Consider the following 16525-nt stretch of genomic DNA (forward strand, 5'->3'; position numbering starts at 1 on the left):
TGCGTAAAGGAAAGGAAGGAAAAAGATGGAGGAAAAGAAAGCCGGGGAAAAATTTCCTGAATATGATAAGTCGGACACTGTGCTTTCACCAAAGGAACAGTTACTTTCGGCTCAGAAAAGATCTTCAAATTTTAAAGAGCAGGTAATTAAAAGTATGGCGATGTTCTTTGTGGTGGCGGCATGCATTTTATTCTATTTTGCGTTGTTGCGTCTGAGCGAGATATCGTATGCAGTGAAGTCATTTCTATCGGTTGCGAAACCGATTATTTACGGACTGGCGATCGCATATCTGCTGAATCCGATCGTCAAGGTGATTGACAGTAAATTAGTTCCGTTTTTTGAAAAAAAATGTCCGAAGATGAAACGGAAAGAAACTTTTTCAAGAGGAGTGGGAATTTTAGTATCACTGGTTCTGCTTGTGGCGGTAATTGTAGCCTTGCTGAATATGATGATTCCACAGCTTTATACCAGTATCCGGGATATGATCGTCAATGTACCGAGTCAGATGAACCGTTTTGTAAAAGCATTTAATGAAATGCATTCCTCAGATTCCACAGTCGGTAAGATCCTTGAAAATGTGATGAAAGAGGCAACGACTTTTATCCAGAATTGGATGCGGACAGATCTGATGGATAAAGTGAATGAATGGATGACGCAGCTTACTGCAGGGGTGATTCTGATGGTACGTGAAATCCTGAATTTTATCATTGGAATGATCGTGTCCATTTATGTCCTTTTCAGTAAAGAAAAGTTCATGTGCCAGGCAAAGAAGCTCGTTTATGCAATTTTCAGACCGACAAAGGCGAACCTGATTTTGCATGTCGGAAGCAAAAGTAATGAGATTTTTGGTGGATTTATTATTGGTAAGATCATTGATTCTGCAATTATTGGAGTACTTTGCTTTATCGGGCTGTCGATTTTAAATATACCATATACGCTGTTGGTCAGTGTAATTGTAGGTGTGACGAATGTCATTCCATTTTTCGGACCTTATATTGGGGCGATTCCAAGTGCGTTGCTGATCTTTCTTGCAGATCCGGTAAAGGGAGTTTATTTTGTTATTTTTATTATTTTGCTTCAGCAGTTTGACGGAAATATCCTTGGACCAAAGATCCTTGGAAATTCAACTGGACTTTCTGCATTCTGGGTTGTATTTTCTATCCTGATCGCAGGAGGATTATTTGGAATCCCGGGTATGCTCCTGGGAGTACCTACATTTGCAGTGATTTATTATATCATCAGTATGGTTGTGAATCGAAAACTGAGAAAAAAGCAGCTTCCTACAGATACCGACAGCTATGATGAGCAGGGATATGTACAGGCAGACGGATCTTATGTACATATGGAGGAAAATATATTAAAAGAAAAGGGAGATGAGCCATATGCCGATTCGAGTACAAAATGATTTACCTGTAAAGGAGATCCTTGAGCAGGAGAATATTTTTGTGATGGATGAATTCAGGGCAGCACATCAGGATATCCGACCTATCAGTATCGGGTTGTTAAACCTGATGCCTTTAAAAGAAGATACAGAGTTGCAGATTCTGCGGGCGTTATCAAATACACCGCTGCAGGTGGATGTGACATTTGTGAGGGTGACAAGCCATGTATCCAAGAATACATCCACCAGTCATATTTATAAGTTTTATGAAGCGTTTGAAGATATTAAAAATAAAAAATTTGACGGATTTATCATTACAGGAGCTCCGGTGGAGCAGATGCCGTTTGAAGACGTGGATTACTGGGAAGAACTGAAAGGGATCATGGAGTGGACGAAGACGAATGTTGTATCTACGCTCCATTTGTGCTGGGGAGCCCAGGCAGGGATCTACTATCATTATGGAATTGACAAGGTACTGCTTCCTGAAAAGCGTTCCGGTCTGTACTGGCATCGTGTAAGAAACCGTAAGATTCCGATCGTGAGAGGGTTTGACGATATGTTCCTTGCACCACATTCAAGACATACAGAAGTTCCGCAGGATCTTTTGGAGGCAGATGAACGTATCACAATCCTGGCTGATTCAGACGAGGCGGGAGTGTATATGTGTATGGCACAGAATGGTCGTCAGATCTTTGTCATGGGACATCCTGAGTACGACAGGATGACGTTGGATGCAGAATACAAAAGAGATTCGGCAAAGGGATTAAATCCGGTTATTCCGAAAAATTATTATCCGGGAGATGATACATCCAAAAAGCCGATGTTGACATGGAGAGCCCATGCAAATAATCTGTATGCTAACTGGTTGAATTATTACGTATATCAGGTAACGCCGTATGATCTGTATGGCACACCGTTTTAAAAGCGGAAAAACATATAAAATTTATAGTTATACTTATTTACGGCACCTTGCATCATGCAGGGTGCTATTTTTATATAGGAACAATTTTCTGCAAATGTGATACCCCGGATACATTTTTACTATTCTGATAGAAATTGATGTTGGGGTCAAAAGGTCATTCTATCACCAGTGTGCAAGCACACGTGGTTTCAGACCTTTTGACCCTGACATCATAGAAATTATGTATAGTACATGGAAAATATTACCAGTCAAATTCTATTGACAATTACAGATAGAAACTCTAAGATGAGGATTAGTGAATAGATCGAAAAATGTGGTGGATCTTTAGAAGGCATACTTTGAAGTCAGGAGAGTAGGCATGAATCAAAGGAAGTTGGATGATTTGGATTTTTATGAGAAATATTTATTGAATGCCGGGCAGGCAGAAAGAGATAAATATATAGAAGAACACCCGGACTTTCTGAATGATTACCCTGTTTCATATGAGCATAGGGAACTGCTTCAGGATGAATTATACAGAAAGCTGCTTCGCAGAATCAGAGCGTATGAGACAGGGGAAAAAGCAGAAAAAAAGGAATAAAGAGCAAAATAAGGTTAAAGAAGTTTTTCTATATAACTTCTTTAACCTTATTTGGTAAATACAACCTGCGATAAAATATCAGAATTTCTGACTGTTGATCCAGCGGTCGAACGGGTCAGGCCGGTTACTGATAAAGTCATTTCTGACATTGGCACTGTTCAGTTTCGTCTTTTGGCGGTTTTCTTCTGCTGCTTCAGCACTTTCAAACAGCCGGCTTTCCGGCAGATGAATCGCACCGCAGGAACCGATCAACTGAACGATATAAAGATCATCCTGTCTTCCGGCAACCTTTGCCTTGCGGACGACCTGATCATTTTCTAAAATATACACAATATCATCTTTATTATACATTACTTTACATCCTCTTCATCAAATTCCAAAGTTATGTAGTTGAAGCGGTCATCTTTCCATATCTTAGTGACCTTGCCTCTGCGGGTCTGGAGACGCTCACGGTTCTTATAATTTGTACTTGCACCGTAAGCATGTTCGAGCATATACCAGTAGGATGTGGGAAGCTGATTTTCTTCGACTTCCAGATAATCACCCACCTGGCAGCAGTCAGGCTGCTCGGTTGTAAAATCCATTGTTCTCATGATGTTCCCCACTTTCTGCGACAGATTACATAAAGTATTATACGCATGGAGGCAGCGGAATGCAATCCTCAGGATTGTATTATTTTATGAAATATTGTTGAAAGATCTGCAGGCGATTCAGAAAAATCTCTCTTGACCCATTCATCCAGTAATCCGAAAAGGGCGTAAGAATAAAAGCGTCCACGATAACATTCATAGGCAGACCCGTCATATTGTGACATCATAATCTGATAGAAACCATCATAGATAGAGGATTGAACCTGGGCGGTATACGCAAGCTGCAACAGGAAACGGTTCTCATAAGTAAATGCGAAAAAATCCCGGGCATTATCCAAAGTATATTTTTCAGATGAGAGACCATGGTCATTTCGGTATCTGTTCCAGAGAATGACAATCTTAAAAGAGAGGGCATCATTTTTCGTTTTAAAATTCCGAAACCAGGTTGAACGGTTCACACCGGCAAGATCCGCAATTTCATTTACAGTGACCTTTTCAAATGGCTTTTCCTGCATTTTCTGGATCAATGCATCTGCCATGCATTCTTTTAAAAAGTCAGTAGCTTTTGCATTTTGTCCCATAAAACTCCTTTCTGCAACTTTTGAGCGGAAAAGTTGCAAATACCGGACAGGCTATTGCCTTTTGCGGTAAATGAATTTATAATTTCTTTCTGCGACTTTTGTTGCATTGAGCATAGAATGATGATTTAATTTATTATAGTTGCATTTCAGATAAAAGTCAAAATATATAAACAAAGTGAAAGAGAGCCGGGGGGAAGCCCGGTCAGAGAGGTTGAAAAATGAGTGTCAGAATTTTTACAGATTCCGCATCAGATATCACATTGCAGGAAATGGAAGAGAAGCAGATTGGACTGATCGCAATGCCGCTTTTATGTGGCGAGAAGACGTATATTGATGATAAGACGATACCAATGACAACATTTTGGGAGATGCTTCTGGATGGGGTGAATATAAAGACATCCCTTCCGTCACCGGAATGTTTTGTGAAGATTTTTGAAGAAGCAAAGAATAAGAAAGAAGAAGTAGTGTGTATTCTGATTTCATCAGGATTTTCAGGAACTTATCAGGGGGCGATGCTGGCAAAGTCCATGGTAGATTATGAAGGAATTTATATTATCGATTCCAAATGTGCGGCTGCTGCGGAAAAGCAAATTGCATTTTATGCCTGTGAGTTACGTGAAAAAGGAATGAGTGGAAAAGAGATTGCAGAAGAACTGGAAAAATTCCGATCAAGAGTCAGACTGATCGCATGCCTGGATACACTGGAATACCTTGCAAGAGGAGGAAGACTGCCGAAGACTGTAGCAGCCATTGGAAATAAACTTCAGTTCAAGCCAATCATTACTTTTACAAAAGAAGGAGAAATTGAGGTCGTAAAAAAGACAAGGGGAGCAAAAAAAGCGATGCGGGACATGGCAGTATTGGCAGAAGAATGTAAAATAGATCCTGAGTTTCAGGCAATCCCGCTTTTTTCTCAGGATGATACGAACTGCCGGGAATACATGGCCACCCTTCAGGAGGCAGATCTGAAAGTAGAAATGAAGCAGCCGGAAGAGATTGGTGCAACAATCGCAACTTATATCGGTCCGGAGGCTTATGGAATTGTATTTGTGGAATCATGATGATATGATAAAAGGCTAACAGAGCAGATCGATTTCATGGTGAAAGGAAGGATCTTATTTTCTGAAGATCACACTGACTTTCGGATTGACAGCCAGTGATTTCGTATGGCAGGGAAATGATCAAAGTTGAGAATATAAAAGGACGGTTGTTCCTCGTAGGTGCAGAGGATGATTCCTTCTGGGAGGCAGGAAAATATATCCGTCGTATGGACAGGCGGCTGAAAGAACGCCCACATACCTGTGAATACGTACCGCTTGTATACGAGCATGGGACGCATTTTGTATTACCGGAATCCATGCTCCGCATGGTATTGCCTGTGGGACTTAAGTTTGTGCTGCGGTTTATTTTCAAGGCGGCAAAGGAATACCCGGATGAATGTGAGGCAGCAAGGAAAGATATTGACCGGAGACTTTCGGCTGCATTAAAAGAATGGCGGGAAGAAAATTAGAAAAAAAAGAAAAGTGAAAAGTGTCAGGTGGCTGGAAGAGAAAATTTGAAATTTTCAGGGAAGTTCCAGTGCCTGGCATTTTTTATACATGAGATTAAATATTGGTTGAAAAGATGTGAATTATAAAATACAATATATTTAACCTGATTATATGAAATGTGGAGAGAAAGTTGCTTGAAGAATTAAGGTTGTACTATAGAGGAAGGAGACTGGTGGGAAAAGTATGAAAAAGGTCATGAAAGTAATAGCTGCAGGAATTGTGTGTACGTGCATTTTCTGTTTTGGGAAAGCTATCCGGGATAAGACTGCAAAAGTATACCAACAATTCTGTGAAGAAACAGAGCCGGAGGAATGGATAGATTTTAACTATTGGCAAAACAGAAATGCGGATGTATATGCGTGGATTCGGATTCCGGGAACAAAAATTGACTATCCGGTCGTGCAGGGGGACGAGGATGGATATTATCTGAGCCACGATATTGATAAAGAGTCGAACATTTATGGGGCAATTTATACAGAGAAAGTTAACGGAAAAGATTTTTCCAGTCCGAATACAGTTCTATATGGACATCATATGAAAGATGGCAGTATGTTTGGTTGCCTGGATAAATATTTGGACAGAGATTACTTTGAAAAGTATAATGAGGTGTTTCTATTTACTCCGGAAGAAAAGCGAACATACCATATTATTGCTGCTTATGAACATCCAGCAGAACATATTCTGACATCCTATGATTTTAGTACAACAGAAGGAATAAATGATTATTTACGGCAAATACCTGATTTTGTGGCAGATTCTGGTGGAGTAATACAAGATGAAACCGAGATTACTCCTCCATTGTTGACTTTATCTACATGTACGAGAAATGATAAACAGAAGAGGTGTCTGGTTCAGGGAATATTAGTAGAATGTGAGAAAAAGAATCAAGAGGAATGAGAAACGATATGAAAGAATGTATGGTATATGCGAAAGACAGAAAAACGATTCTATGCAGTGCGTTTGGCTGCATGTTTTCGATTGGAATAGCAGGAATTATAGTACTTCCGTATTTTATGGGACAGTGGAGTTATGACCGGCGTATTGGACCACTGCACATGATACTGGGAGGAGTGTGTTTCTGTGTTGGGATCATCCTGTTATACCTGCTTTTCAAAAAATATATTTCCAGGGAAACAGAATTCTGTAAATCGGTAATGATACGTTGTGGAATGCTGTATTTAATTGGTCAGTTAGTGGTTAGCTGTATAATGGGAGGCATTGGATGGGGGATTGCAAAGACAGGCAGATTGGACCAGGAACAGATAAAATGGCTGATCTATCTGTTATCCGGATTCTGTCAGAACATGATACGTGTCGGGTTTATTTACTTATTGATGGAACAATTTTATGAAAGAAATTGGAAAGAAGATATTTTCATGGGAAAAAGAGCGATCGCAGTACTTCTTGGGTTGTGCGTGATAATGACTTTGCCTGCATTTTTGCCTGAGAGAAATCTTCAAAGTGGAGTTACACTTTTATGTCAGTGTATCTTTTTGATGGGGCTGATTGTCTATTTTGGTAATCGTGCATGGAGGAAAAATATAAATGAAAAAGTGGGATAAATGGAAAAAACGAATTTTGGTATTCGTTGTTACTGGATGTATGTTATTAGATTCTGATATGGCGGTTTTAGCGGAAGAAACTCAAAAAGTAGTTTCAAATCTATATGATGAATATCAGACAGAACAATTATATAAGAAGCAGTATGAGGAAACGGTTGGACAGGTGCAGCCTGAGCAGTCAGCAGAGAATAACGATGATTTGAAAAAGAACTTAAAAGATGCAGAAGTTTTGGTAGAAAGTGCATTCAATGAAAAAGAACAGGTTTCACTGCGTCTGCCTGAAATTACGAAATATACTGATGAAAAGGAAGTTGAACTGACAGGGTTATACGGAGAGCCAGTGGAAGTAAAAGAACATGAAAAAGTATTCCAGGTGGATGCGACTCATTATGTTACATTGCTTACATCGGAAGCGAATACCTATGAATCAACTTCCGGGGAAATGCGTCCGGTTGACCTTACTTTAATACCCAAGGATATAGAAGGCAAAGAGGAAGTAAAAATTCCGACAGAAGAAGAGATTCGTGACCCAAATCTGGACCTTATCTATGAACCAAAGGACAGCAGCATAGATGTTAGTTTTCCGGCGAATGTTACAGAGGAACGTGGGATTGAAATTACGAATAAAGAACATACACTGGAACTTTTCCCGCAGGAAGGAACTTATGGGAATGCAACAACGAAAGATCATGCACTGCTTTATAATAATGTTCAGGAAAATATTGATGTACAGTATAGTGTGGATACGACTGGAGTGAAGGAAGACATTATCTTACGGGAGAAAACAGAGCAGAATGAATTCCATTATGTCTTTGATGCAGAGAGATATGATGTAGAATGCAAAGATAACCAGATCTTCATTCGTGAAAAGGGTAAGAACACCATCCTGTTTGTCCTGTCTGCACCTTTGATGTCTGATTCTGATGGCAGTCAGTCTCAGAAAATTGAAATGACAGCGGAGAAACAATCCGATGATCATACTTATGTGATTACAGTCCGTGCAGACAAAGACTGGCTTCAGGCAGAAGAAAGGGTTTATCCTGTAAAAATCGATCCGACGGTTACGATTCCGACAGAAAGCCTGATTGAGGTCACAACAAGTACAGTTCATGGAACCTATCATGGAGCCGGTTATGGCTATGCCGGATACATCACCAGTGCCATGACTGGTGTGCCGGGGGCAAAGGACATTGGGCGGAGCAGAATGTATTTTGCAGTTAATTACGATTTCAGGAAGAGTATTCCTTCAGAAGCAAAAATTGACAGTGCCAGCCTGAATGTATATCAGTATGTGGATTATCCGCAGACAAATGCAACCTTTGCATGTTACCGGATCAATTCCCCATGGAATGCAGGAAGTCTTACATGGGATAATTCTGTGGGACTTTCATTGGAACCTTCAGGAGAGAATGCAGTGTCTGTCCATAAACATGGGATGCACCAGTTTGATATCAGGGAAACGGTGAATAACTGGGTACAGGGGATTACAGATAACAATGGACTGGTTGTTATGGCAACGAATGAGACGGATTTTGGAGGTGCATTCTACACGCCATATTCTACAGGAACGGGCGGACAGGTGGATTTTTCCTGGGACAAACGCCCAAGTATCACTATTAACTGGAGTGTGCCGGATCCGGTGAATCTAAATTACGGACTTAACGATACGACAGTTGCACTCAGAAGCATGGTACTGACGGATAAGAGCGGAAAACTGCAGTTCCAGGGAGTGTTTGCAGATGGCATCGCAACACCGGGAGCTATGGTAGGTTATGCCTTAAATGATGAGAAAAAAGATTATCAGGGCGTTTCTCTGGCAAGCTATTCCTATAAATATCCGGACAGCAGCAGTTTTGACAGTGCATTTTCTAAGGAGACGACGAAATATAAAGATAAACTTGGGAACTGGCAGACGGTATATCCTTTTACAGAGCCGGAATTCAATGTGCTTTATTACATCAATGGGACGGCGGCGAAGGATGGAATCACGGGCCAGACAAAAAAGAGTGATGACTTTACCATTTATAAAGTGACACAGTATGACACGCTTCCGAAGATTGCGAATTATTATGGAATACCGCTTGCCCAGATTATGCACGACAACCGGGTACAGGATATGCTTCTGGTGGAGAATAATACTCTGTTTATTCGTAATCCAAAGAAGAATGCGACCGTTCCATATAATCCACCGGCACTGGGTGATACAGAAAAAGCAAAGATTGATGCGGCATTGATGGGAAGAGGACTGCACTGCGAATTTGGATTTGAACCGGTGAATTTAAATACCGGAAATTTCTATCTGAACCGTACCGATGTGTCCATTCCGGATTACACGGATGATTTTGTGATTGAACGGAACTACAACTCCAAAAGAGCAGAACTCGCCAGTGTATTCGGTCGTGGGTGGTCGTTTGATTACACCGAACAGATCACAAAAGATAAAGACGGTAATCTGTGTTATCACCGGGGAGATGGAAGCATTTTGCTCTTTACTGAAAAAGACGGGGAATATACAGCACCGGATGGTTATGAACTGAAACTGAACCGAAAGAAGATCAAAGAAAACATGTTTGACTTTGGGGAGGGAGAAGAAAGCTATCCGGTCTATCAGTACACCATCACAGATGAAACGAATGTAACAAAAACATTTAATTACTTTGGAATGCTGACTTCCATCGAAGATGAAAAAGGAAACCAGACCGTCCTTACCTATGATGACAATTATAATCTCAGGGAGATTACATCTCCGGCAGGACCAAAATACGAGTTTACAACAAATGAAGAAGGATATATTACCGCAATTCAGCTTCCGAACGGCAGTACCCTGTCCTATGCCTATGACGGGAACGGAAATCTGATCTCTTACACAGATGCCAACGGAGCGGTGACAAAGTATGAATACGATGACGCTCATCGCATGACCGCATGGTATGATGCGAACGGTACGCGAATTGTCCAAAATGTGTATGATGATCAGGGAAGAGTGACCACTCAGACCGATGCCAATGGTGGAGTCTCAAGTCTCACTTATAAAGATGGACAGACCGTGGCGACCGATGCCAATGGGAATCAGACGGTTTATTATTACGATGATCAGATGCGGACCGTCAAAGTAAAAAATCCGGACGGCACGACCCGTACTATGGAATACAATGCGGAAAACCAGCTGGAAAGTGAAACAGACGAACTGGGCCATACAACCAGGCATCAGTATGACGAGGCAGGAAATGAAACCATTCAGACCCGGTTTGATGGGAAGAAAAAGACCTGGGACTATGACGAGAACCATCATGTCATTCGTGAGAGCGGATATGACGGAATTGCTACAGAATATACCTATGATAAATCAGGTAATCTTCTGACAATAACAATTGCCGGAAAATTACAACATACTTATACCGTAGATGCACAGGGAAGAATCCTGACAGATACCGATGCCAATGGAAATACCATTACCTACACCTATTCCGGTGCAAGGCTGATTACGATGACAGATGCAAAGGGAAACAGGACATCCTACAGCTACAATGCACATGGACTTCTGACAGAGATAACTGACGCACTGGGCGGTGTGACATCCTGTACTTATGATGCAGAAGGACGAAAGACCGGCGAGACAACCGCAGACGGAGAACATACAGGGTATACGTTCGACGCATCCGGAAATGTGACGGCAGTTACAGACGGAAATGGCAACACCGTATCTTTCGCCTTTGACGGGATGGGAAATAAAATCAAAGCGGACAACGGCACAGGAGGAACATACAGCTATACCTACGATGCAGTCGGCAATCAGACATCCCTGACCGATGCGGAAGGGAATACAACGACGTATACCTATAATGTAAGAGGCAACAAACTGACAGAAACAGATGCGGCAGGAGATACCATTACCTACACCTATGATGCACTTGGGAATATCCTGACGCAGACGGATGAAAATGGAAATACAACAAGTTATACTTATGATTATGCACAGAATCAGGTAAATTCTGTCACAGATGCCGCAGGAGAACAGGTGTCCTATACATTTCAGGAGGATGGACTTCCGACACAGATCACATATCCGCAAGGAACCAGTGACAACTATACCTATGATGAACTGGCAAGAACAACTTCTTACACAGATGAGGGAGGACTTACCATTCGTTACACCTATGATGACAATGGAAATGTCCTGACAGAGGATGCTGACGGGCTTGTTACATCGTACAAATATGACAAGCTGAATAACCGGACAAAGACTACTTACCCGGATGGAACAGCCGTGTCTTATAAATATGATGTGCTGGGACACTTAAAAGAGATGACCGACGCCAACGGTAATACGACGACTTACCACTACAGCAGTGATGGAAAACTCTTGGAACTGACGGACGCACTGGGCAATACAACGAAAGTCGCTTACGATGGAAACGGAAACCAGACTTCACTGACAGACGCCGCCGGAAATACAAGCAGTACAGTGTTCGGCAAGCAGAACCAGCCGAAGACAGTGACGGACGCACTGGGAAATGTAACAACTTATCGTTACAATCAGATGGAACAACTCATAGAACTGACAGACGCACTGGGCGGAAAGATCACCTATACTTATAACAAGAAGGGTCTGCCATCCGGTGTGACCGATGGTGGCGGCAACACTTATGAGATGACATACACTGCCACAGGTCTGTACGATACAATCACAGCGCCGGACGGAACAACGGTAAAATATGAATATAATCGTTTAAATCAGCCGGTGAAAGAGACGAGAAGCAGCGGACTGGTGACAGAGTATGAATATGATGCCAAGGGAAGAGTGACTCATACATGGGACAATGAAGGCTTTGAAGAGACTTATGAGTATGATGTATATGGAAATAAAAGTTCTGTAACAAATGCATTCGGAGAAGAGACGAGGTATTCCTACGATAAGTATCAGCGGCTGGTGAAAGTCGTGGAAGCAGATGGAGCTAAGAACACTTATACCTATGATGAGGTGGGCAATCTGACGGAAGCCACAGATGCAGAAGGAAAAATTACAACCTATACCTATGATGCCAATGGAAATGTCACTCAGAAAGAAGACAGCAGCGGACGAATCTGGAAGTATAGCTATAATGTGCTAAACCAGCTGACAGAAGAAATCAATCCGGCAGGGGAGAGAACAAGTTACACCTATGATGTACTTGGCAATCTGACCGGTGTGACCGATGCCAATGGAAATACAGAAACATATGGCTATAATGCACTGTCTCTTCCGGTGATACATACCGATAAAAATGGTAATGACACGCTGTTTACTTACGATGCCCTTCAGAGACTTACAAAAATAACAACCGCAGAGGGCGGAGAAGAAAGTTATGCTTACGATGCAGCGGGCAATCAGATCCGTTATACTGATGCAGAAGGAAATGTAACGGAAACTGCCTATGACAACATGAACCGGAAAGTGGGAGAGACCCTTCCGAATGGCGGAACATATGCCTATGAATATGACGGGAACGGATCACTGAGTAAAGAAACCGATCCGCTGGGAAATGTAACCTCTTATAAAAATAACCTGCATGGACAGGTGACATCGAAAATCCTTCCAAATGGAGCAGAATACACGTATGCCTATGATAAGCTGGAAAGAATCACAGGACAGACGGCACCACAGGGGCTGAAGAAGTCTTATACTTACGATATCGCCGGCAATCTGATCCGTGAGACGGATCAGTCAGACCGGAGCATATCTTATGAATATGACATCATGGGCAGACTGAAAAGTGTAGAAAATCCACTGGGGCAGAAAACCGCTTATACCTATGATGAGAACGGAAATCTCTCTTCACAGGTATCACCGATGGGAAATACCATGCGGTACAGCTATGACAAGCTGGACAGACTGGAGGAAACACTGGATCCGGCAGGAAGAAAAGAAAGCTATACTTACGACAGCGTTGGCAACCTGACGAAAAAGACGGTGAATGATACCCGTGTGACCAGCTATGTGTATGATGCCAATGGCAATCTGACTTCTCTGACCAATGTGTTAGGGCAAACAGAGACGAAAAAGTATGATAACATGAACCGTCTGGTGCAGGAAACAGATGCGGTCGGAGCAAAGACTACCTATCAGTATGATAGGAAAGGACAGTTGCTATCCTCCACAGACGGAAATGGGAATACCACAGCGGTCGCTTACGATGGAAACGGCAATGTGATATCTGTTACCGATGGAGAAGGCAGACAGGTACGATATGCTTACGATCTGGCTGATCGGCTGACGGAAGCGATGGCAGGAGATGCAAGCTATGAAAATCGGAATACTTATACCTATGATGAAGTAGGCAATCTGATTTCTACCACAGACGGAAATGGCAACAAGATGACTTACACCTATGATCTGTTGTCCAACCAGACATCAAGAACCAATGCGCTGGGAGAAACAGAAAGCTACAGTTATAATCTGAATAACCGTCTGGAAAAGATCACCCGTCCAAACGGAAATACGATTCAGTATGACTATAACAAGCTGGATGCACTTCTTCAGACGGATTACTCGGAAGAAGCAGACGGACAGGTATTGTATACTTATGATGAAGAAGGCAAACGCCTTTCCATGTCTGATCTGACCGGAACTTCCACCTATCAGTATGATGCGGATGGACGGATCACGGGCGTACAGCAGGGAGACGGAAGTGTTATCTTATATAACTATGACAGCTACGGAAATCTTGCGAAGCTGATCTATCCGGACGGAAGCGAAGTACAGTATGAATATGATGCACTGGACCGGCTGATAAAAGTCACAGATCGGGAAGGAAAAGAGACCGGTTATACTTATGACGTGGCTGGAAATATGACAGAAGTTTTGCGTGCAAACCAAACGAGTGCAAAGCTTACTTATGATGCCGCACATCAGGTGACGGAGATCCAGAACAGAGATGCAAAAGGAAAGACAATCTCAACCTACCGCTATACCTATGACCTGTCGGGCTATATCCTGACAGAGTCTATTAAAACGAAGGAAGAGACTAAGGTATCTAATTACGGTTACGATGCGGCGGGACAGCTCAGCGAGATTGTGATGAAGGATTCAGAAGATAAAGTGATCCAGAGAGTGACGTACGCTTATGACGGAGCAGGAAACAAGATCGAAGTCCGCCAAAGTACGGAAAACGCATTGGAGCAGGCGACAGAAACTATCACAAAGAATACCTACAACGCGGCAAACCGACTGGTGTCAAGCGAGCAGGATGGAAAAGAGACAACCTATATCTACGATGCGAACGGAAACCGTGTAAGGGAATTAGATGCGGATGAAAAGACGCATACTTATACCTATGATACGGAGAATCGTCTGATAGCCGTACGTGATGACAAAGGACTTCTGATGGCGGCACTCTATGACGGAGACAGTAACCGGATGTTCACAGCGAACCGCACGGAAGATACGAAGGAGTATCAGCTCTTCAAGGAGAAAAAGAAATCTCCGAAGACCTCTGACCAGGGAAGAGAAGGATCTATGTTCTGGTACGGATTCGGACAGAACTTCCTGCAGGGATTCCAGGTAGCCAAAGAGTCCATCGGTCAGACATGGAGAGAACTCTGGGAAGATTTGGTATCAGCTTATCACAGAAAGATCGCGAAAGACCGGGCGGATGAAGAGGGAATCGTGGTAAACCCGGACGGCATTACGAACATGCCGGGAGTGGGAGAAGTCACTTATCCGAGTGAGACAAGCCAGGCACTGATCCCATACAAGGTTGTGACAGACACCTATGATTACTTTGAAAGCCGGAACTACGTCAATGATATCAATCAGCAGTATACGCAGGTGCTGACAGCCTATGATGAGAATGGGAAGGTAAGAGAGACCTATACCTACGGAAATGAGAGACTGGATTACAGTGACGGTACAGATACGTATTACTATGGCTATACCGGAACCGGTTCGGTAGATCATCTGACAAACACAGAAGGAATACTTGAGACAGCTTACAGCTATGATGCATTTGGCAATGTCTCCGTAAGTGGAAATACAGAGATACAGAATCCGTATACCTACAATGCGGAATATATCGATGCATCGACCGGAAACCAGTACCTGAGAGCGAGATATTATGATCTAGAGGAAGGAATCTTCCTGACACAGGACAGCTATTTGGGAAGTCTGTTAGAACCACTCAGCCAGAACCTGTATACCTATGCGGAAAACAATCCGGTGAATTACAGTGATCCGAGTGGACATGGAATCTTAAGTAAGATAAAATCAGCGGCAAAAAAAGTTACAACTACGGTAAAAAATACCTATAATAAAGCCAAAACATGGGTGAAAAACACCTATAATAAGGCGAAAAACTGGGTATCCAATACCTATCAAAATGCAAAAAAGGCACTAACAAATGTAGTATCCAGTAGTGGCTCATCAGAAAAAAACAAATCCGGAAAATCTTCATCAGGGGGAAGGTATTCAAGTGGAGGAAGTAACGCAGGAAACAGAAAATATTCATCATCCAGCAGAGGAAGCAGTAAAAGTAATTTTTATCGGCCATCGACCTATGAACGGGCGAAACGCTTTGGACAGTCCAGGTATAACTGGTTTAGTTCAAAAATGAAAGAATCTGGAAATATCAGAAATTCCTGGACAAAGGCAATAGAGAAAACCGTAAGAAAATTTTGTACTACGGCAAATCGTATAAAGAAAGATGCAGTTAAGTCTGTCAAGGCTGCTAATATTGCGATCGGGATAAGTGCAATAACCATAGGCAAGATGAAATTAGAGCAGTTAAAAAAGAAACTTCCTAATATCAATATCAGTATTGATTATACGGGAACGTGGAAAGACAGTTTGCAGTTGGGACTTGGTATAGTTACGACGGGCGGAGGACTGCTCTTAACATTAGCGGGTGGTGGAAGTGAAATAGCAAGCGTTGGTTCATCCAGTGCAATCAGTATTCCGGTTGCAACAGAAGGAATTGGCATTGCAGGTTCAGGTTTAGCTATATCATTTGATGCTTTAAGGAATATGTTTGATGTACGGATTCAGAAATCGGAAAGTAGTAAAGGTGATGAATCAGGAAAGAATATACGTGGATCTTCTCAAAACTACATGGAACAGTTGGATGACTTTTCAGAAAATAAAATTGATCATATGGTTAATGGTAGTAAAGGTTCTAACCACAATTGGGAAAAGCTAGTTCCTGATAAAAATTGGAACGATATAAAAAATATTGTTAATGATGTAATGGAAAATGGAGAGGAAGGACCATATAAAAGCGTTTTCTCGAAAAAGAAGATAATAGATGGATATGAGGTTGAGGTTACTTATAATAAATTGTCAGACGGAACTGTTAGAATATCAGATGCATGGATTAATCCATAGGAGG

At 42.1% G+C, this 16525-nt stretch carries 11 protein-coding genes; 8 read left to right on the forward strand and 3 right to left on the reverse strand.

What is annotated here, in order from left to right; all coding sequences use genetic code 11:
* The first annotated feature begins 25 nt into the window (after positions 1-25).
* From NQ541_RS04665 to NQ541_RS04675, 3 genes are all read left to right on the forward strand, one after another.
* Positions 26-1405, forward strand: a complete 1380-nt coding sequence (locus tag NQ541_RS04665; RefSeq protein ID WP_005609617.1) for an AI-2E family transporter — start codon at positions 26-28, stop codon at positions 1403-1405.
* On the forward strand, positions 1383-2303 hold the full coding sequence (metA, locus tag NQ541_RS04670) for a homoserine O-acetyltransferase MetA (RefSeq protein WP_005609619.1): 921 nt from the start codon (positions 1383-1385) through the stop codon (positions 2301-2303). The genes NQ541_RS04665 and metA overlap by 23 nt, the downstream gene beginning before the upstream one ends.
* A 358-nt stretch (positions 2304-2661) precedes the next feature.
* Positions 2662-2883: a hypothetical protein gene (locus tag NQ541_RS04675; RefSeq protein WP_005609621.1), complete on the forward strand. Its 222-nt coding sequence runs from the start codon at positions 2662-2664 to the stop codon at positions 2881-2883.
* Between the two features lie 78 nt (positions 2884-2961).
* Here NQ541_RS04675 and NQ541_RS04680 read toward each other — a convergent pair whose 3' ends face one another.
* From NQ541_RS04680 to NQ541_RS04690, 3 genes are all read right to left on the reverse strand, one after another.
* Positions 2962-3234, reverse strand: coding sequence for a hypothetical protein (locus NQ541_RS04680; protein WP_005609623.1), 273 nt, complete (start codon positions 3232-3234; stop codon positions 2962-2964).
* Positions 3234-3476 carry a hypothetical protein gene (locus NQ541_RS04685; protein ID WP_005609625.1) on the reverse strand — a complete coding sequence of 81 codons (243 nt, stop codon included), beginning with the start codon at positions 3474-3476 and terminating at the stop codon, positions 3234-3236. The genes NQ541_RS04680 and NQ541_RS04685 overlap by 1 nt, the downstream gene beginning before the upstream one ends.
* Before the next feature lie 68 nt (positions 3477-3544).
* Positions 3545-4054, reverse strand: coding sequence for a TetR/AcrR family transcriptional regulator (locus tag NQ541_RS04690; protein WP_005609628.1), 510 nt, complete (start codon positions 4052-4054; stop codon positions 3545-3547).
* Between the two features lie 218 nt (positions 4055-4272).
* Between NQ541_RS04690 and NQ541_RS04695 the strand changes: the two genes are divergently transcribed.
* The 5 genes from NQ541_RS04695 (at position 4273) to NQ541_RS04715 (ending at position 16521) form a co-directional block, all read left to right on the forward strand.
* On the forward strand, positions 4273-5115 hold the full coding sequence (locus tag NQ541_RS04695) for a DegV family protein (RefSeq protein WP_005609633.1): 843 nt from the start codon (positions 4273-4275) through the stop codon (positions 5113-5115).
* A gap of 116 nt (positions 5116-5231) precedes the next feature.
* The gene (locus NQ541_RS04700) at positions 5232-5564 is read left to right on the forward strand and encodes an acyl-CoA thioester hydrolase/BAAT C-terminal domain-containing protein (protein ID WP_005609635.1); all 333 of its coding nucleotides are present in this window, start codon (positions 5232-5234) and stop codon (positions 5562-5564) included.
* A 223-nt stretch (positions 5565-5787) separates the two neighbouring features.
* Positions 5788-6501: a class B sortase gene (locus NQ541_RS04705; RefSeq protein ID WP_005609637.1), complete on the forward strand. Its 714-nt coding sequence runs from the start codon at positions 5788-5790 to the stop codon at positions 6499-6501.
* Between the two features lie 8 nt (positions 6502-6509).
* The gene (locus NQ541_RS04710; RefSeq protein WP_147644477.1) at positions 6510-7166 is read left to right on the forward strand and encodes a hypothetical protein; all 657 of its coding nucleotides are present in this window, start codon (positions 6510-6512) and stop codon (positions 7164-7166) included.
* Positions 7150-16521 (forward strand): DUF6531 domain-containing protein, encoded by a 9372-nt coding sequence (locus NQ541_RS04715; RefSeq protein WP_259936570.1) that lies wholly within the window; start codon positions 7150-7152, stop codon positions 16519-16521. Before NQ541_RS04710 ends, NQ541_RS04715 begins: the two co-directional genes overlap by 17 nt.
* Positions 16522-16525: the final 4 nt, after the last annotated feature.

It is taken from the genome of [Ruminococcus] lactaris ATCC 29176, assembly GCF_025152405.1.
GTDB classification, from domain to species: domain Bacteria; phylum Bacillota; class Clostridia; order Lachnospirales; family Lachnospiraceae; genus Mediterraneibacter; species Mediterraneibacter lactaris.

Coding starts and splice junctions, on each gene's coding strand:
- NQ541_RS04665 (WP_005609617.1), top strand. CDS start 26: ATGGAGGAAAAGAAAGCCGGGGAAAAATTTCCTGAATATGATAAGTCG.
- metA (WP_005609619.1), top strand. CDS start 1,383: ATGCCGATTCGAGTACAAAATGATTTACCTGTAAAGGAGATCCTTGAG.
- NQ541_RS04675 (WP_005609621.1), top strand. CDS start 2,662: ATGAATCAAAGGAAGTTGGATGATTTGGATTTTTATGAGAAATATTTA.
- NQ541_RS04680 (WP_005609623.1), bottom strand. CDS start 3,234: ATGTATAATAAAGATGATATTGTGTATATTTTAGAAAATGATCAGGTC.
- NQ541_RS04685 (WP_005609625.1), bottom strand. CDS start 3,476: ATGAGAACAATGGATTTTACAACCGAGCAGCCTGACTGCTGCCAGGTG.
- NQ541_RS04690 (WP_005609628.1), bottom strand. CDS start 4,054: ATGGGACAAAATGCAAAAGCTACTGACTTTTTAAAAGAATGCATGGCA.
- NQ541_RS04695 (WP_005609633.1), top strand. CDS start 4,273: ATGAGTGTCAGAATTTTTACAGATTCCGCATCAGATATCACATTGCAG.
- NQ541_RS04700 (WP_005609635.1), top strand. CDS start 5,232: ATGATCAAAGTTGAGAATATAAAAGGACGGTTGTTCCTCGTAGGTGCA.
- NQ541_RS04705 (WP_005609637.1), top strand. CDS start 5,788: ATGAAAAAGGTCATGAAAGTAATAGCTGCAGGAATTGTGTGTACGTGC.
- NQ541_RS04710 (WP_147644477.1), top strand. CDS start 6,510: ATGAAAGAATGTATGGTATATGCGAAAGACAGAAAAACGATTCTATGC.
- NQ541_RS04715 (WP_259936570.1), top strand. CDS start 7,150: ATGAAAAAGTGGGATAAATGGAAAAAACGAATTTTGGTATTCGTTGTT.